Source organism: Vreelandella mediterranea (assembly GCF_970647075.1).
In genome coordinates this window covers 1,120,234-1,137,997 of sequence record NZ_OZ310198.1, presented here as the reverse complement: position 1 = coordinate 1,137,997, position 17,764 = coordinate 1,120,234, and the positions used below count along the sequence as shown (strand labels likewise).

The 17,764-nt window shown below is 61.0% G+C and carries 15 protein-coding genes; 4 read left to right on the top strand and 11 right to left on the bottom strand.

What is annotated here, in order from left to right:
• Positions 1-55 precede the first annotated feature (55 nt).
• Complete coding sequence (locus ACWFVE_RS05350; protein ID WP_447528248.1) at positions 56-466, bottom strand: DUF3617 domain-containing protein; 411 nt, start codon at positions 464-466, stop codon at positions 56-58.
• A gap of 181 nt (positions 467-647) precedes the next feature.
• Between ACWFVE_RS05350 and ACWFVE_RS05345 the strand changes: the two genes are divergently transcribed.
• Positions 648-857: a CPXCG motif-containing cysteine-rich protein gene (locus ACWFVE_RS05345; RefSeq protein ID WP_447528247.1), complete on the top strand. Its 210-nt coding sequence runs from the start codon at positions 648-650 to the stop codon at positions 855-857.
• A gap of 1 nt (position 858) precedes the next feature.
• Here ACWFVE_RS05345 and ACWFVE_RS05340 read toward each other — a convergent pair whose 3' ends face one another.
• From ACWFVE_RS05340 to ACWFVE_RS05325, 4 genes are all read right to left on the bottom strand, one after another.
• Positions 859-1,704 (bottom strand): ABC transporter permease subunit, encoded by an 846-nt coding sequence (locus ACWFVE_RS05340; protein ID WP_447528246.1) that lies wholly within the window; start codon positions 1,702-1,704, stop codon positions 859-861.
• Entirely contained in the window at positions 1,701-2,612 is a 912-nt protein-coding gene (locus ACWFVE_RS05335) for an ABC transporter permease subunit (protein ID WP_447528245.1), read from the bottom strand. The genes ACWFVE_RS05340 and ACWFVE_RS05335 overlap by 4 nt, the downstream gene beginning before the upstream one ends.
• Positions 2,613-2,638: 26 nt before the next feature.
• Positions 2,639-3,808, bottom strand: coding sequence for an ABC transporter ATP-binding protein (locus tag ACWFVE_RS05330; protein WP_447528244.1), 1,170 nt, complete (start codon positions 3,806-3,808; stop codon positions 2,639-2,641).
• Positions 3,809-3,898: 90 nt separating this feature from the next.
• Positions 3,899-4,999 carry a polyamine ABC transporter substrate-binding protein gene (locus ACWFVE_RS05325; RefSeq protein WP_447528243.1) on the bottom strand — a complete coding sequence of 367 codons (1,101 nt, stop codon included), beginning with the start codon at positions 4,997-4,999 and terminating at the stop codon, positions 3,899-3,901.
• A gap of 427 nt (positions 5,000-5,426) precedes the next feature.
• On the opposite strand from ACWFVE_RS05325, the gene ahpC reads away from it, so the two are divergent.
• Both ahpC and ahpF read left to right on the top strand, forming a co-directional pair.
• A complete protein-coding gene (gene ahpC / locus ACWFVE_RS05320; protein WP_447528242.1) occupies positions 5,427-5,990 on the top strand; it encodes an alkyl hydroperoxide reductase subunit C in 564 nt (187 codons plus the stop codon).
• Positions 5,991-6,195: 205 nt separating this feature from the next.
• Positions 6,196-7,752, top strand: coding sequence for an alkyl hydroperoxide reductase subunit F (ahpF, locus tag ACWFVE_RS05315; RefSeq protein ID WP_447528241.1), 1,557 nt, complete (start codon positions 6,196-6,198; stop codon positions 7,750-7,752).
• Positions 7,753-7,836: 84 nt separating this feature from the next.
• On the opposite strand, the gene ACWFVE_RS05310 is transcribed toward ahpF, so the two are convergent.
• Genes ACWFVE_RS05310 through hemA form a run of 6 tightly spaced genes read right to left on the bottom strand, consistent with a single transcriptional unit; the run spans position 7,837 to position 15,701 of the window.
• Positions 7,837-11,130 (bottom strand): Mur ligase family protein, encoded by a 3,294-nt coding sequence (locus tag ACWFVE_RS05310; protein WP_447528240.1) that lies wholly within the window; start codon positions 11,128-11,130, stop codon positions 7,837-7,839.
• A 26-nt stretch (positions 11,131-11,156) separates the two neighbouring features.
• Positions 11,157-11,927, bottom strand: a complete 771-nt coding sequence (locus ACWFVE_RS05305) for a HesA/MoeB/ThiF family protein (protein ID WP_447528239.1) — start codon at positions 11,925-11,927, stop codon at positions 11,157-11,159.
• Between the two features lie 3 nt (positions 11,928-11,930).
• Positions 11,931-12,431: an Lrp/AsnC ligand binding domain-containing protein gene (locus ACWFVE_RS05300; protein WP_447528238.1), complete on the bottom strand. Its 501-nt coding sequence runs from the start codon at positions 12,429-12,431 to the stop codon at positions 11,931-11,933.
• 26 nt (positions 12,432-12,457) lie between these two features.
• Positions 12,458-13,306, bottom strand: a complete 849-nt coding sequence (gene prmC, locus ACWFVE_RS05295) for a peptide chain release factor N(5)-glutamine methyltransferase (protein WP_447528237.1) — start codon at positions 13,304-13,306, stop codon at positions 12,458-12,460.
• Positions 13,306-14,394 (bottom strand): peptide chain release factor 1, encoded by a 1,089-nt coding sequence (prfA, locus tag ACWFVE_RS05290; protein ID WP_447528236.1) that lies wholly within the window; start codon positions 14,392-14,394, stop codon positions 13,306-13,308. Before prfA ends, prmC begins: the two co-directional genes overlap by 1 nt.
• On the bottom strand, positions 14,391-15,701 hold the full coding sequence (gene hemA / locus ACWFVE_RS05285) for a glutamyl-tRNA reductase (RefSeq protein WP_447528235.1): 1,311 nt from the start codon (positions 15,699-15,701) through the stop codon (positions 14,391-14,393). The genes prfA and hemA overlap by 4 nt, the downstream gene beginning before the upstream one ends.
• Positions 15,702-15,931: 230 nt before the next feature.
• On the opposite strand from hemA, the gene ACWFVE_RS05280 reads away from it, so the two are divergent.
• Entirely contained in the window at positions 15,932-17,710 is a 1,779-nt protein-coding gene (locus tag ACWFVE_RS05280) for a tetratricopeptide repeat protein (protein ID WP_447528234.1), read from the top strand.
• The last annotated feature ends 54 nt before the right edge of the window (positions 17,711-17,764 follow it).

Here is a 17,764-nt window from a genome sequence, read left to right as displayed (position 1 = left end):
TTCCCCCGCCACAAAAAAGGCGCCCGCAGGCGCCTTTTCTTAACCAGGCGGCGTTTTAGCAGTCGCCAACGCGCTCGCCTTCGATCACGGTGTCCATGGTGAGCTCACCCATCGGCGACTCGGTCAGGATGGTGACCGTGCCGTCGATCTGCTCGCCCATGAAGCTCATTTCGCCGTCGATGGTCGCTTGGCCGCCATCGGCGCTACACGCCATGCTGTAAGAGATGCCATCGGCGTTCATGTCCTGGCTAATGAGCTCGCAGCCCTGCTCTTCTTCGATCAAGCCGAACTCGGCGCTATCGAGCTCTTCCTGGGTAATGCATTGATGCTCGGTTTCGGTTTGATCGGGAATATCCATCTCGCCGCTAATGCGGGTGACGCTGACGAATTCCCACTCGCCCGGCTCGACGTTCGGGGTATCGGCCAGAGCAACCATCGGGAGGGCCAGTGCGGCCGCAACTGCCATGTAACGTTTCATCATCGTTCTCTCACTTGATTGATCGAAAAAACCGCACACTATCCTACCTGATTCACGCCTGCGGCGCGCCCCCGGGCTCTGCTACACTTGAGCGGTCCTGGTTTATCGGCCCTAATTGATCGACCCTTTGGCCTTTCATTCCCATAGCATTTTAAACAAGGAGTTCGACATGGACGAAGACGCGCTCATCGAGCACGATTTCGACTGCCCCTACTGCGCCACGCCGCTCACTTTCGTCATCGACACCTCCCAGGGAAGCCACACGACCTGGGAGGACTGTCACCGCTGCTGCGCGCCGATTCAGGTACAGGTGCTGCTTTCCCCCATGACCGGCGACATCGAAGCGATCACCACTGGTCGCGACGACGACGTGCTCTAGACTACTCGCCTCGATCGGCCCGCTGCAGCAGCGCCCGGCGGCGCTTTTCGCTTCGACGCATCACAAACCAGGCCGCCAGCGTCGCCAGCGAGACGATCAGGATAATCAGCGTGGCCAGCGCGTTGATCTTGGGCGAAACCCCCAACCGCACCGACGAGAACACCACCATCGGCAGCGTATTCGCCCCAGGCCCGGAAACGAAACTGGCGATCACCAGGTCATCCAGCGACAGCGTAAAGGCCAAAAGCCACCCGGCCAACAGCGCCGTGGAGATCACCGGCAGGGTGATAAAGAAAAAGGTTTTCAGCGGCGGCGAGCCCAAATCCATCGCCGCCTCTTCAATGGAGCGGTCCATTTCACGAAGCCTGGCGGCCACCACTACCGCCACGTAGGCGCTACAGAACGTCGTATGCGCAATCCAGATCGTGGCCATGCCACGATCCGCCGGCCAGCCAATCAACTGCGCCATCTGCACGAACAATAGCAAAAGCGAAAGCCCGGTGATCACCTCGGGCATGACCAGCGGTGCGGTCACCATGCTCGAAAGCGCGGTCTTGCCGCGAAAGCGCGCGTAGCGGGTCATCACGAACGCCGCCACGGTGCCCAGACATACCGCCATGCTGGCGGCGAAAAAGGCGATTTCGAGACTGGTCCACACGGCGGCGAGAATCTGACGATCGCGAAACAGCGCGCCGTACCACTGGGTAGAAAACCCGGCCCATACGGTGACCAGCCGCGAGGCGTTGAAGGAGTAGACCACCAGCACCAGCATCGGCAGGTAGAGAAACACGAGCCCGACGATCAACATGACGGTCGTAAACGAAGGCCAGCGCGGTTTCAGGCTCATTCTTCAAGCTCCCGGGACTGATAACGGTGAAACCAGACGATGGGGATGAGCAGCAATAGCAGCATCACCATGGCAAGCGCCGAGGCGACCGGCCAATCACGGTTGAGGAAGAACTCCTCCCAGAGCACCTTGCCGATCATTAGCGTATCCGGCCCGCCCAAAAGCTCCGGGATCACGAACTCGCCCACGGCGGGGATGAAGACCAGCATGGAGCCCGCGATGATCCCTCCCATGGAGAGTGGCAGCGTCACCTTGAAAAAGGTGTTGAGCTTGCGCGAGCCCAGATCCGACGCCGCCTCTAGCAGCGAATTATCGAGCCGGGTCAGGTGGGCGTAAAGCGGCAGCACCATGAAAGGCAGATAGGCATAGACGATGCCGATGACCACGGCGAACTGGGTATTCATCATGCGCAGCGGCGACTCGATGATCCCCATGCCCATCAAGAAGTTATTGATTAGCCCGCTGTTACTCAAAATGCCCATCCAGGCGTAAACCCGAATCAAAAACGAGGTCCAAGAGGGCAGCATGACCAGCAGCAGCAACACCAGCTGCCAGTGTTTTGGCGCCCGCGCCATGGCGTAGGCCATCGGGTAGCCCAGCAGCAAACACGCCACCGTCGAAATGAACGCCGTTTTGATCGACCCCCAGTACGCCGCGACGTAGAGCGAATCGGACAACAAGAACAGATAGTTGCCCAGGTTGAGGAACACATGCAGCGTCTGGTCGGTGTACTCCAATAGAGGACCGTAAGGCGGGATGGCCACCATCGACTCGGCCAAGCTGATTTTCAGCACCAGCGCAAAGGGCAGCAAAAAGAACAGCGTCAACCACACAAGCGGCATCGCAATGACCGCGCGGCGGCCAAGCTGCAGGCGCTTCAAACGTGTCGCGAACTCAAACGGCTTCATCAAAGGCGCTCTCCTAAAGCCACGCGTTAACGGTTGAGCACGATGGCGCTGTGATCTTCCCAGTACACGTAAACGCTGTCTTCCCAAGTGGGTCGGTCGCCGCGGCGCTCGGTATTGGCCATGCTCGCCTTGATCATTTGCCCGGACGACGTGCGTACGTAGTAGAGCGAGTAGCCGCCCAAATAGGCGATGTCATCGACCTTGCCCGCCTCCCAGTTGTACTCACCCTCGGGCTTTTCGCGGCTAAGCCAGATCTTCTCGGGGCGAATCGCCGCCCACACGCGACGGTCTACGGCCTGGGTCGTAATGCCGTGGTCGATGTAGATCGGCCGCGACAGCGCCGGGGATTCGATGGTGCAGTGATCGGCGGCATCCGTCACGATTTCGCCCTCGAAAACGTTCACCGTGCCCACGAACTCCGCCACCATGCGACTCGCCGGGCTTTCATAGATATCCACGGGTGATCCGACCTGTTCGATCCAGCCATCGGCCATGATCGCTACCCGGTCGGCCATGGTCATCGCCTCTTCCTGATCGTGGGTGACCATGATGCAGGTCACGCCGACCTGTTCGATGATCTCGACCACTTCGAGCTGCATCTCGGTGCGCAGCTTTTTATCGAGAGCGCCCATGGGCTCATCGAGCAGCAAAAGCCTGGGACGCTTGGCAAGCGAACGCGCCAGCGCCACCCGCTGGCGCTGGCCACCGGAGAGCTGGTGGGGCTTACGCTTGGCAAAGCGCTCCATGTGCACGAGCTTCAACATCTGCGTCACTCGGGCATCGATATCGGCTTTGGAGAGCTTGTCCTGCTTCAAACCAAACGCGATGTTCTGCGCGACGTTCATGTGCGGAAACAGCGCGTAGGACTGAAACATCATATTGATCGAGCGTTTATGCGGCGGGGTCGCGGTGATGTCCTCACCGCCGAGCAGAATGCTGCCCTCCGAGGGCGTCTCGAAGCCCGCCAGCATGCGCAAAAGCGTTGATTTACCCGAACCGGAGCCGCCCAACAGCGCGAAAATCTCGCCACGCTTGACCTGCAGGTTGACGTCGTCGACCGCCAGTGCGTCGTCGAAGCGCTTACTCAGGCGCTTGACCTCCAGTACGATATCTTCGGCAAAGCGAGGCGTTTTGCCCGGCGCGCGCGCCGCGTCAGAAGAAGATGAAGGGTCATTCGACAAAGGCGTAGTGACCATTCGCCACTCCCATGCAGAGGCCTGGCAAGCCAGGCACCAAACGGTAAAGAGCGGGCAGGAAAACCCTGCCCGCCGCTCGGTAGGCGCTAATTAACGGCCGGATTTAACGCGGTTCCAGATACGCGTGCGGGCGCGCTGAAACGCCTGGGGCATATCGCGGGCCACGTAAAGGTTTTCCATGACCTCGGCTTCTGGATAGATCGCCGGGTCATTGAGAATCGCTTCGTCCAGGTAGGCGTCTGCTGCGGCATTGGGGTTGGCGTAGCTGACGTAATCGGTGATCTCGGCGGCGATTTCCGGGTCGAGAATGAAGTCGATGAAGGCGTGAGCGTTTTCCACGTTCGGCGCGTCGGCGGGGATTGCCATGACATCGAACCAAAGCGCGGCGCCCTCTTTAGGAATGGCGTAGCCGATTTCAAAGTTGCGGCCCGCTTCCTCGGCGCGCTCGGCAGCCTGGAAGACGTCGCCGGAGTAGCCCGCCGCCACGCAGATATCACCATTGGCCAGATCGGCAATGTAGCGCGAGGAGTGGAAATAGGTGATGTCGTCGCGCACGGTGCCAATCAGCTCGCCGGCGGCGTCCAGGTTGTCGGTGTCATCAGAGATCGGGTCGAGCCCCAGGTAGGCCATGGCCGCGGGCAGCATTTCTTCGCCGGTATCCAGCATCGAAATGCCGCAGCCGGCATCATTGAGCGCGCCGGTGATCTCGGGGTCGAACAGCAGCGCCCAGCTATCCGTCGGCGCGTCGTCACCAAGGATCTCCCGTACGCGGTCGACGTTGTAGCCGATACCGTTGGTGCCCCACATATAAGGGACCATGTAGCCGCTTTCCGGGTCGACGGCGTCGAGGTTCGCCATGAGATCGGCGTTCAGGTTCTCGAGATTGGGCAGCGCGTCTTTATCGAGCGGCTGGTACACGCCGGCCTGGCGCTGGCGTGCGAAAAAGTGCGAGGAGGGAACGACCACGTCGTAGCCGGAGCGGCCGGCCAACAGCGCGGCGTCCAGGGTTTCGTTACTGTCGTAGACATCGTAGGTGATGTCGATGCCGGTACGTTCGGTAAACTTCTCGAGGGTTTCCGGGGCGATATAATCGGACCAGTTATAAACCCTTACTTCTTCAGCATGGGCTTGAGCCGCTACGACACAAGAGATAGCCGTAACGGCCAATGAGAGTTTGTGAATGTTCCCCATCAAGTTGCTCCTCGTACTCGCTATTAGTAATAATGAACCCGCCCGGGTACCGCCGCCCTCGCCTGCCCTGAATGCAGCGTTGAACGCTTGTTGCTGACCCCATAATTCGGCGTCAACACTCAAATTAGCACTTAAAAACCGCCAGGCAATTTTTTGGAAGCTGCGAATTCTGCGCGGCTATGCCCCCTATCGCAAGGGCTGGCCAAAAAATTGTTGCATTAAGGCGTCACTGGCCCCACCTACCTTCCATGACGGCGTTTGCCCTACGCGTTAGCTTAGTGTCGTTCATGCATTGAAGAAGAAATGAAACCAATAGTTAACAACTATTGATCGAATTTCTTTTCTCAATTTTAGCTATCAAGCATTCGCCGTTAGTATGACACCTACATTTTCAAGTCACCATCCATCCGATACGGAGACGTTTCTAATGTCCATGATCAACGCCGAAGTAAAACCGTTCAAGGCAACCGCTTACCTCAATGGTGAATTCATTGACGTTACAGAGGCCGACCTGAAAGGCCAGTGGTCCATCTTCTTCTTCTACCCGGCCGATTTCACCTTCGTATGCCCGACCGAGCTTGGTGATCTGGCCGACAACTACGAAGCGTTCAAGAAGCTGGGCGTCGAGATCTACAGCGTTTCCACCGACACCCACTTTACCCACAAAGCGTGGCACGACAGCTCCGAAACCATCGGCAAGCTCCAGTACCCGATGATCGCGGATCCGACGCTGAAAATTTCGCGTAACTTCGAAGTACTGATCGAAGAAGACGGCCTGGCCGAGCGCGGTACCTTCGTGATCGACCCGGACGGTAAGGTTCAAATCGTCGAGATCAACGCCGGCAACATCGGCCGTAACGCTGAAGAGTTGCTGCGTAAGGTCAAAGCGGCTCAGTACGTTCGTGAAAACCCGAACGAAGTGTGCCCGGCGAAGTGGAAAGAAGGCGAAGAGACCCTCGCGCCGTCGCTGGACCTTGTCGGCAAGATCTAATGCCGTTCGCTGATTCGCGCTACCTGCTTTTATAAAGGGTAACGAATCGGCCCCGCACCCGGGCACTGCCCGGGTGCCTCGTTTCAAATCCTTGAAACGCCTCAAGTACGTTTTAACCCTGCGCACTTCTCCCGCGCTCAGCCAGTCATTGGCATGTTCGAGCCGGTCGAGACATATTCACGCCGATTGCGAGGAAACCGCTGTCATGTTGGACGACAATTTAAAAAGTCAGTTGAAAGCTTACCTGGAAAAAGTGACTCAACCGCTCGAGCTCGTTGCGTCCCTCGATGACGGTGACAAGTCAAAAGAACTGCTGGGCCTTTTGGAAGACATCAAAAGCCTGAGCAACCAGATTACCCTGAAAACCGACGGCCAGGACGCACGTACGCCGTCGTTTGCGATCAACCGCCCGGGTGAAGAGTCCGGCGTGGTATTCGCCGGTATTCCCATGGGCCATGAGTTCACCTCACTGGTGCTCGCTCTTCTGCAGGTCGGCGGCCATCCGCCCAAGGCCTCCCAGGACATACTGGACCAAATCAAGGCGCTCGACGGCGAGATGCTTTTCGAGACCTACTACTCGCTCTCCTGCCAGAACTGCCCGGACGTGGTGCAGGCCCTCAACCTGATGGCGATCTTCAACCCGAACGTGCGCCACGTGGCCATCGACGGCGCGCTGTTCCAGGACGAAGTCGAAGAACGCGAGATCATGTCAGTGCCGAGCATCTACTTGAACGGCAAGCCTTTCGATCAAGGCCGTATGACCCTGGAGCAGATTCTGGCCAAGGTGGACACGGGTGCTGCCGAGCGCGATGCGAAAAAGCTCAGCGAGAAAGCCGCCTTCGACTCACTGATCATTGGCGGCGGCCCGGCCGGTGCTTCCGCCGCGATCTACTCGGCGCGCAAAGGCATCAATACCGGCGTTGCCGGTGATCGCTTTGGCGGCCAGGTCGTCGACACCCTGGGTATCGAGAACTTCGTCTCGGTCTCCTACACCGAAGGGCCCAAGCTCGTTGCAGCGCTTGAGCAGCACGTCAACGACTACGAAGTCGACGTCATGAACCTTCAGCGGGCAAGCGCTCTCAAGGCGGCCGAGGTCGAAGGCGGCCTGCACGAAGTAACGTTTGAGTCCGGCGCGACGCTCAAGAGTAAAACCCTGGTGCTGGCCACTGGCGCGCGCTGGCGCGAAATGAACGTGCCCGGCGAGCAGGAGTACCGCAACAAGGGCGTGGCCTACTGCCCCCACTGCGACGGTCCGCTCTTTAAAGGCAAGCGCGTGGCGGTCATCGGCGGTGGCAACTCCGGCGTCGAAGCAGCCATCGACCTGGCCGGTATCGTGGGCCATGTGACGCTGGTCGAGTTCATGGGCGAAATGCGCGCCGACGCGGTACTGCAGAAAAAGCTCAAGAGTCTGCCCAATGTCGATATCATCCTGAACGCCCAGTCCACCGAGGTGACCGGCGACGGCAGCCGCGTTAGCGGTTTGACCTATAAGGATCGCAACACCGACGAGGTCAAAAACCTCGAGCTGGAAGGCATCTTCGTACAGATTGGCCTGGTCCCGAACACCGAGTGGCTTAAGGACTCGCCGGTCGAGATGACGCCCCACGGCGAGATCATCGTCGATGCCCACGGCATGACCTCCGTGCCCGGCGTATTCGCCGCGGGCGACGCCACCACCGTGCCCTATAAGCAGATCGTCATCGCCATGGGTGAAGGCGCCAAGGCGTCACTGGGCGCCTTCGATTATCTGATTCGCAATTAAGCCGCGAGGGGGCCAGGCCCCCTCCTCTTTTCCCTTTTGACGTAAAAGACCGTGACGTCAGCCCGCGCTCCCTGCGGGCTTTTTTTATGGTACCTGTTCGTCGCCCAGGGTTTGAGCGATATCGCTCAGGCCAAATTTGTTGGACCCCTTGAAAGCGACCCAGTCTCCAGGCTCGAGCGATGCCACCAGCGCGTCGACAAGGGCCTGCCGGGTCGCAAAGCCTTGCACCCGCTCGATGTGTCCTGTCAGATAAGGTAATAGGGTCTGCATTTGCTCGCCCAGTAGCCATACCGACTCGGCGCCACTGGCCATGATCGGCGCTACTAGTGCCTGGTGCAAAGCGAGGCTATCCGCGCCCAGTTCGAGCATATCCGCAAGCACCAGATGCTTACGCCGGGCCTGGACACTTCTAGCCTGGGAGAGCATGGCGTTCATGGAGAGAGGGTTTGCGTTGTAAGCGTCGTTTAGCAGGCAGAGCTCACCGCCTTGCCACGCAATCTGGCGCTGACTGCCTCGTCCTTGAGGCGGCAGTACCCGCCCAACGAAAGGGAGCGCTTCACGAGGTGATAACCCCAGCGCCATCAGCACGCCAAAGGCCGCCAGTATATTCATCGCCCAGTGGCTGCCGCGCCCGGCCATGTCGATACTGACCCGCTCGTCCAAATAGGTAATCTCGAGCTTTTGTAAATCATCGGGATTGACCCAGCGAATCGTTGCCTCGGGGTGGCAGCCAAAGGAAATGATACTCAGTGCACGCTTGCGAGCAGCGGCCTGGACCGCCGGCCACTGCGCCATATCGCGATTGATGATCGCTTGGCCACCGGGGCGCATTGCCTCAAATATACGGCTTTTACGAAGCGCTACCTGCTCGACTGTTCCGTGGTATTCGAGGTGAGCCGGCCCCGCATTGAGAAACACGGCTATATCCGGCCGCGCCAGCGCGGAGTTCTGGCGCATACGGCCAATGGCCATTTCGATGACGTGAAAGCGCGCCTGCCAGGGAACGGAAGCCAGCGTCCAGGCGATGCCATAGGGAAGGTTGGCGCTATGGCGGGTGGCGCCGGTCTCTCCCCAAAGCGAAAGCAGCTGGTGCAGCATGTTGATAGCGGTCGTCTTACCCGCGCTTCCCGTAACGCCAATCACCTTGCCTGCGAGTTTTTGCCGGGCGAAGCCTCCCAAATCCAGAACCGCCTGGCCGGTATCGGCTACTTCATAAATGGGAATGGCGTGTTTCTCAAGCGCCGCCCTATCGACAGGCGCCTGGGCGATCAGCAATTGTGGCTTGTAAGGCAGCTTATCGAGAAAATCGACGTGAATCCCCAGAGGCCTTTGATCCGTTCTGACGACCACCATATGGCCTGGTGCCATCGTTTTGATATTGAAGCTCAGCCCCGTCGCACGCCAGCGCACGGAACCCGGCCTTGTTATCCAGCGCCCTTCGCTGGCCGCCGCCACGTCCTGGCTGGTCCAGTTACCTTCACTGATAAAAGAAGGGCTATCCGCCTGCGGGAAAGGGGCTGGCGGGCGGGTATTCACTTCTTCCTCGGCCGGCCGGCCTTTTTCCAGGGCGGTAAAATCGCCGCTTAAATAGTGCAGCAAATAGGCCACGAACCCGGAGAGGTAGTGCTCGACATCGTCGATACGCACGCGAAAGCTGTGGTGGCGTATAAAGAAACTGCCCACGATGCGCTGCGGATTCTTGAAGTACATCGCGTACTCGGGCCAGAAGTGGCCGTTGAGCAGATAGTGGGCGCGTTTCTCAAGGGCCCGGTAGAAGTACCTAAGGTCGATCAGCGCTAAAAGATGATGATATTCAGGTATTTTTTGCAGGCGCGTAATCATCTTGTGCGCCGCCATCATCAGCTCTAAAAGCGTGGGAAAGGTGGTGATCCGCCCTTCCACGAAGTCCAGATAACCGGCCACGTTTTGTAGTCCGAAGCGGTAGTAGCGCTCTTCTGGGCGGTAAAGGGTCAGCTCGTTGACGCAGTAGCTAAGCCAGTGATCGTGGGCTTTCCAGTGCTTTTGGTCGATAAAGTACTCGAAGGCGCGCTCGACCACCGCAAGCCAGCGCTCATCCCGGGTCAAGCCGTACAGACGCATGAGGCCGAACGCGGCCTCACCATCGTAGTAGATGATTCTAAAATCATCTTTCACGCTTAGATCGGCTGCGTTGAGCACGTGGCTAAAGCCGCCATTTTCGAGCTGCAATTGGCGAATCCCCAGCGCCACTTCTTCCATTAGCGCCAGGTAGCGCTCATCGCCGGTAAGTTCGGTGTATTTTGAAAGCGCCAGCAGCGTCACCCCGCTGCCCCCCAGCTTGATCTCGCTGTTCTCCTCCAGCAAATACGTAACGTGCTCGCCTAAATGCTCGAAGCGCTGCAAAAGCTGCGTAGTGAGGTACTCAAGCGCCCGGTCGATGGCGTGCTTGAGCGACTCGCTTTGGGTGACTTCCCAGGCCTCGAGCATGCTGTAAATACTGCTGGCGTGGCGCAGCGTGTTGTAGCCGGCTACCAGTCGATCGAAACAGGGATGAAGGCCGTAAATAAAGCGCCCGTTCGGCTCGACCTGGGCGGCGAGAAACTGGCTGGCGTCCTCGATTAGCGCCCCGGTGGTGTCCGGGGTTAGGGGTTCGACGAGGCGCCGGCCGGTAGAACGGCCCTCTTTCCCGCCGGTGTAGCCCAAAAGGCGACGGGGCGTTTGGTCAGGCTCGATGAGCAGCGACTCGGTCGTGAAGGTGTACACCGGCTGGCTCGGTTCGAAGGCTATCTCAACCTCGCGGCCAAAGCGCTCGCGAGCATAGCGTAGAAAATTGCCCTGGTTGAGCTCGGCGTGAGGCACCTTGCTCCCGGTATAGAGCATGGCGTTGGCATTGAGCTCCTGCTCCAGGAAGGCCATCTTCACGTCAGGGTCCAGCGCGATACCACGACGAAAATAGTTACGCTTGTGCCGCTTGAGCTCAGCGGCCAGGCTCTCCCAGGTATGAGCGGTCAGCGTCCGGGTCCAGTCCAGGCGCAGCCAGCGCACCGGGGTGTCGAGCGCGTAGTGCGCCGCGAGCGCGCTTTCGAGGGCCTGCCAGAGCGTAGCCTGGGTCGGCGCGCAGGCGTTGACCACGGCGGCGCGCCTTGTACCGTCGGTGACAGAGACGAACACATGCAGCGGCGCCTCCGGCGTTTGCTCGGCGCCACCTTCGAGCGCCTCGTTCAGCGCCTTGCGAGCGGCGGCCAGGGCGTCGCTCAGCGGCATGAGCGCTTGCGCAGTCGGCCTGGCCGCCTCCTCTAGCAGGGGCACCTGAAAGGCGGGTTTGACGGTTTGCTGTTTGCGCGCGCGCTGGGCGCGCCTGGCTTGGCTTAAGCTCTTCGAGCCGGCGGATTTCGCCATGGGAGTACCCTTTTGTTATCGCTGGGTCAAGAACGGGAGATCGTCGTGGCAGAAGAGCATACCGGGCATTCGGGGTCCCGCGGCACCTGAAAGTGGCGCCAGCGACCGGCGAGCCCATCGAAGGTGGAGAGCCCGCGGTGCACCTGCCCGGCGCCGCTTAATAGCTTCACGGCCTCGAGCGCCTGAAACGTCCCGATAAGCCCGACCAGCGGCGCTACCACGCCGCTTTCAGCACAGCTCAACGCCTCGTCGCCGCTGTCGTCCGGCGGGTAGAGGCAGGCATAGCAGGGGCTTTGGGCGTCGCGCGGGTCGAAAACCGCCAGCTGTCCGGAAAAGCGAATCGCCGCGCCGGATACCAGCGCCACGCCGGCGGCCTGACAGGCGGCATTGATCGCGTAGCGGCTGGAGAAACGATCGGTGCAGTCGAGTACCACATCCACGGAGGCGGCAAGCGTTTCTAGCTCAGCCTCGCCCAGGTGGCGCTCGAGCGCGGTTACCTCGCAGGTGGGGTTCACGGCGAGCATACTCGCCCGGGCCGAGGCAGCCTTGTTCTGGCCGACACTGTCGTGTCGATGGGCAATCTGGCGCTGCAGATTGGAGAGCTCGACCGCATCGGCGTCGGCCAGGGTGATACGCCCCACCCCCGCCGCCGCCAGGTAGAGCGCTACCGGCGAACCGAGCCCGCCGGCGCCGATGATCAGCGCATGAGCGCCCAGCAGGCGCTGCTGTCCCTCGATATCGATCTCGTCGAGCATGATCTGGCGGCTATAGCGCAGTAGCGCCTGGTCATCCATCATGGGCTAGGGCTCCTCGAACTCGCTGGATTCGGGTACATACAAGCTAAAGCTTTCCTTGACCTCCTCCATGACGACGTAGCTTTTAGACTCCTTCACCCCGGGCAAAGTGAGTACCACATCGCCCAGCAGCTGCCGGTACGCCGACATTTCCGGGATCCGGCACTTTAAAATGTAATCGAACTGCCCGGACACCAGGTGACACTCCTGAATCTGCGGCAGCGTCTCCACCGCGCGGCGGAATTCATCGAACACCGCAGGCGACTGGGTCTCCAGACTGATCTCGACAAAGACGAGCAGGTTCGCCTTGAGCGCCTGAGGGTCCAGCATGGCCTTATAGCCGCGAATGACGCCGGAACGTTCAAGGCGTTTGACGCGCTCGAGGCACGGCGTGGTCGAGAGCCCCACCTCGGCGGCCAGATCGACGTAGGAGATGCGCGCATTATCCTGAAGCACGCGCAGAATGCGCAGGTCGATCCGGTCCAGCGTTCTGTTTTTAGACTTCATGACACATCCATGGCAATAGATCGATGCTAGCAAATCTGCCCTAGCGTCACCCGCGCGTGCCCGTGCAAATCGGCGATGCTTTCAACGCTTGCATAGCCTGCCTCGGCAAGCGCCTGGCGCACCTCCCGCGCCTGGCGATAGCCGTGCTCCAGCATGAGCCAGCCCTCGGCGTTCAAGTAGCCCCGGGCGGCGCACACCAGATGCATCAGGTCGGCCAGGCCCGCGTTTTTTGCCACCAGCGCCGAGCGCGGCTCGAAACGCACATCGCCCAGGCCCAGGTGCGGGTCACGCTCATCGATATAGGGCGGGTTGCTGGCGATGATATCAAAGCGGGGCGCGTCGCTGGGCTTTTCGAGCGCCTTAAACCAGTCGCTTTGCGCAAAGCTAGCGTTCTCAAGCGCCAGCCGCGCAGCGTTGTGCCGAGCAAGCTCAACGGCCTCCGAGCGGATATCGAGCCCGGCCACCTGCCAGCCAGGGCGTTCGCTTGCAAAGGCCAGCGCGATGGCGCCGGTGCCGGTCCCCAGGTCCAGAAACTGCCCCTGGCCTGCCCCGGCGCGGGCAAGCGCGGCCTCGACCAGGGTCTCGGTGTCCGGGCGGGGAATCAGCGTGTGCCGCGACGTGGTCAGGCTCAAGCCCCAGAATTCCCGCTCACCGGTCAAATACGCCACCGGCTGCCCCTGGGCCCGGGCGGCGATGAGGGCGTCAAAACGGGCGTGCTGCCAAGGGGGGCAGGTTTTATCCCCCCAGGTGTACAGCCAGGTACGGCTTTGCCCGGTCGCGTGGATCATCAGCACGTCCGCATCCAAACGCGGCGAGCCAGAGCCCGCCGCCGCCAGGCGCCTGGCCGCCGCGCCCAGCAGCGCATCGAAGGTCATCAAGCGTCCTGTAGGGCGGAAAGCTGCTCGGCCTGGTACTCGTGAATCAGCGGTTCGACGACTTCATCGAGCTGCTCGCCGCTGACCACATCCAGAAGCTTATAAAGCGTCAGATTGATGCGGTGGTCGGTAATCCGCCCCTGGGGGAAGTTATAGGTGCGGATACGCTCACTGCGATCCCCCGAGCCGACCAGCGAACGGCGCGCGTCGGCCTGCTCCTGGCGCTGAGAATCCACGGCGTTGCGCTTGAGTTTGGCGGCCAATAGCGACATCGCCTTGGCGCGGTTTTTATGCTGGCTGCGCTCTTCCTGACACTCCACGACCACGCCGGTGGGCAGGTGGGTAATACGAATCGCCGAGTCGGTGGTGTTGACGTGCTGACCACCAGCGCCGCTCGAGCGGTAGGTATCCACGCGCAAGTCAGAGGGGTTGATATCGACATCGCCGACATCCTCGACCTCGGGCATTACCGCCACCGTACAGGCGGAGGTGTGGATACGCCCCTGGGACTCGGTGGCGGGTACGCGCTGCACGCGGTGGGCGCCGGACTCGAACTTGAGCCGCGCATAGACGCCGTCGCCCTTTACCCGGGAGATCACTTCTTTATAGCCGCCCTGCTCCCCGTGGCTGGCGCTAACCACTTCCACGCGCCAGCCGCGTTTCTCGGCGTAGCGCGAGTACATGCGAAACAGGTCACCGGCGAAAATCGCCGCTTCGTCACCACCGGTACCGGCGCGCACTTCCAGATACACGCCACGGTTATCGTCCGGGTCCTTGGGTACCAAAAGACGCTTGAGCTCGATATCGAGGTTTTCCAGCTGCTCGCGGCCGTCCTGGATTTCCATCTCGGCCAGCTCGCGCATTTCCGGGTCACTGTCGTGGCTGAGCGTTTCGGCGTTGGCGATGTTTTCTTCTACTTCGCGGTAGCGCTGCCAGGCAGCGACCAGCTCTTCGAGCTCCGCGTACTCGCGGGAGTAATCGCGAAAGTGCTGCTGGTTGCTGATCACTTCCGGGTCGGATAGCAGCATTGCCAGCTCTTCAAAGCGGTCGGCGAAACTGTCCAGGCGTTGGCGCAACGTCTCTTTCATGCGGGCGTATCATCCTTCTGGCGTTTAGCCGAGGGCGCGGGTGTCTCGAACGCGGGCTTGGAGGGAAGCAGCACGCGCGGCGCCGCACTCAGCACTTCGTGGTGTTGTTGAGAGGCCGCTTCGCGAAGGGCCAGGGTCGGCTGGTGCATGAACCGGTTGGCCAGCTGGTGCGCCAGGCGCTCGACCACTTTGGCCGGGTCTTCGCCACGGGCAAGGCGCTCCAGTGCCTGATCGCGGCTTTCGTCACGCAGCGCCTCACCGTGGCGGCGGTAGTCGCGAATCAGCTCGCCGCCGCCGCGCAGCCGGCGATCCTGCTCCCAGCTGTCGACGCCGTGCTCGATCAGCGATTCGGCCTGGTCGGCGGCCACCTGGCGGTGTCGGCGGTTCTCTTCGATCACCTCTTCCAGGTCATCGACGGTATATAAAAACACATCGGCCAGCTCGCCGACTTCGGGCTCGATATCCCGGGGAACGGCGATATCCACCATGAACACCGGTCGATGGCGGCGCTTTTTGAGCGCGCGTTCGACCATCCCCTTGCCAAGAATCGGCAGCGGCGAGGCGGTCGAGGAGATCACGATATCGGCTTTTTCGAGCGCGGCGGGAATTTCGGGCAGCGTGATGGCTTCACCGCCCAGCCCGGCGGCCACCCCCAGCGCGCGCTCGCGGGTGCGGTTGGCGACCGTTAAATTACGCACCCCGGCCTCGTTGAGATGGCGAGCCACGAGTTCGATGGTCTCACCGGCCCCGATCAACAAAGCGCTTGCCTGGCTGAAATCGTCAAAAATGCGGCTGGCCATGCTCACCGCGGCGTAGGCCACCGACACCGGGTTCTTACCGATACCGGTTTCGGTGCGCACCTGTTTAGCCACGGCAAAGGTATGCTGAAAAAGGCGCTCGAGTTCGCCGCCCAGCCCCTTGGCGCTACGCGCCTGTTGGTAGGCGTCCTTGAGCTGGCCAAGTATCTGCGGCTCGCCCAGCACCATCGAGTCGAGCCCCACGGCGACGCGCATCAGGTGGCGAGCGGCATCGTCGTCCAGGTAGTGGTAAGCACTGCGCGCCAGGTCCTCCACGCGCAGGTTGTGAAAGCGGCTCAGCCAATCGAGCACCACCTGCTCGCCGGCGGCGTTGGTAACGCAGTAAAGCTCAGTCCGGTTACACGTCGAGAGCACCGCCGCTTCGCTTACATGTGGCAGGCAGCGAAGCTCGCCCAGCGCGCTTTCAAGCTGCGAGGGGGTAAAGGCCACCTGCTCACGTACCGCCACGCTGGCCGTACGATGATTTATTCCCAAGGCAAGAAGCGTCATGCGTTATGCGTCTTCGCTAGTGGATCGGTCGTGAATAAACGTATGCTCGACTCTTTAACGGACGAGTCATGTGGCATGAAAGCCAAGCCAGCTCGACTTGAAATTGCGCTGACACGAATCGTTTTCAAGGTGTAGCATTCTACCACAAACCACCCGGTTCTGGCGTCACCACTTTGCCGCAGGCCTGCAAGCCGCTATGCTGACCATTCGGCCACTGGATTGAGACACGCATGCCCTTTCGCGCGACATTTAGGGGGTTACCCCGCTGGCCCCTGGCGGCCACGCTGCTGTTAAGCGGCTGCCAGGCGACGCCTTCGAACCTGGACGGTGGATTACCCGCCTACCTAAGCGACCCCATGGCCTCCGCACCGCCGATTACCCGCGGGCTGGACGCCGAGGGCCTGCGTACGCTGCTGACCGCCGAAATGGCCGGCCAGCGCGGCGACTTCAGCCGCGCAAGCCGCGGCTACCTGGCGGCCTCCGAGCGCTACCCGGTGTCAGCGCTTGCCGAGCGCGCGACCTTCGCTGCCCGCTTTGGCAACGACACCGCCTTGATGGAAACCTCGGCGCTTCGCTGGCGCGAGCTTGCCCCCGAGGCCCAGGGGCCCAATCAGTTTTTGGCCACACTTTCGCTTTCCCGCGGCGACTGGCTGGACAGCCTGGAACAGCGGCTAGCGATCGTCTCGGCGGGGGGCAACGGCGACATCACCTCCTTTGCCCAGCTCGCCTTGGCCGAAGAGGCGCCGCTTGGGCTGTTGATCCGCCCGCTTCGCGATTACCTGGACGATAGCGCTCGGATTAGCCCCACCGAGGCGGAACTCGAAGCGCAAACGGACGTGCTGCTGGGTACCGCGTTGATCGAAGCGGCGCTTGGCAATACCCACCAGGCCCAAACACGCCTGGATCAGGTAGCCCAGCAGGCCCCGGAATCCGATGCCTTATGGCTTGCCAGGGCACAGCTTGCGCTCGAAACCGGCGACCACACAAGGGCACGCTACGCCGCACAACAAGGGTTACTGCTCGCCCCGGATGACGTCCGCTTTATCCTGATGCTCGCGCAAGCCAACATTCGTCTTAACGACATCGCCGCCGCCGAAGAACAGACCAATGCGCTGCTCGAACGCCACGGCGGCGGCCACGAGCTTCGCGTCGCCCTGGCCCAGCTCTATCTGGAAGAGGGCCACGAAGAGCCCGCCTACCGTCTTTTACAGCCACTGATCGGCGAGCAGAACATTCCCGATCTGGCCTACTACCTGCTGGGCGCCATCACGCAATCCCAGGGCGATATCGATAACGCCTTGATCTACTACCGTCAGGTACACGAGGGCAATGAGTTTCTCGCCGCCCGCGCTACCGCCGCCCAGATGCTGATCGATGCGGATCGGCTGCTCGATGCCCAGGCGTTTTTGCGCATCGAGCGGATGCGCTTTGACGCCTACTTCAACGACCTGGTACTGCTGGAAGTGCAGCTACTCGACGCCGAAAACCTGGCCGATGAGGCAGATGCCTTGCTGGACCGTGAAGTCGCGCGCACCCCGACGGATACCGGCCTGCGCTATTTGAGGGCGATGCGTGCCTTCGAGCGCGACGGCCTCGAGGCCATGGAGCGCGATTTACGCCAGGTCATTCGCGCCGAACCGGAAAACGCCGCCGCGCTCAACGCGCTGGGCTACACGCTGGCCGACGCCGATTTGCCCGAGCGCCTCGATGAGGCCCGCGAGCTGATCGAGCGCGCCTACCAGCTGGAGCCGGATAACCCGGCGATTCTGGACAGCATGGGCTGGGTCCATTTCAAGATGGGCGAGCCAGCCAACGCCCTGGACTGGCTCGAAAGCGCCTACGCGCAGATGCCCGACCAGGAAGTGGCCGCGCACCTGGCCGAGGTACTGCATGCCCTGGGGCGCATTGATGAAGCCCAAACCCTGGTGCGCCGCTTTCAGACCCGCAATGGCGAGCACCCCGCGATTCTTGAACTGCTCGAGCGCCACCCGGAACTCGGCGCGCCCTGAACACTCGGGTTTATGTGCCCCCTTTTATACGGCTTCTTTTATAAGGCCTTTTTA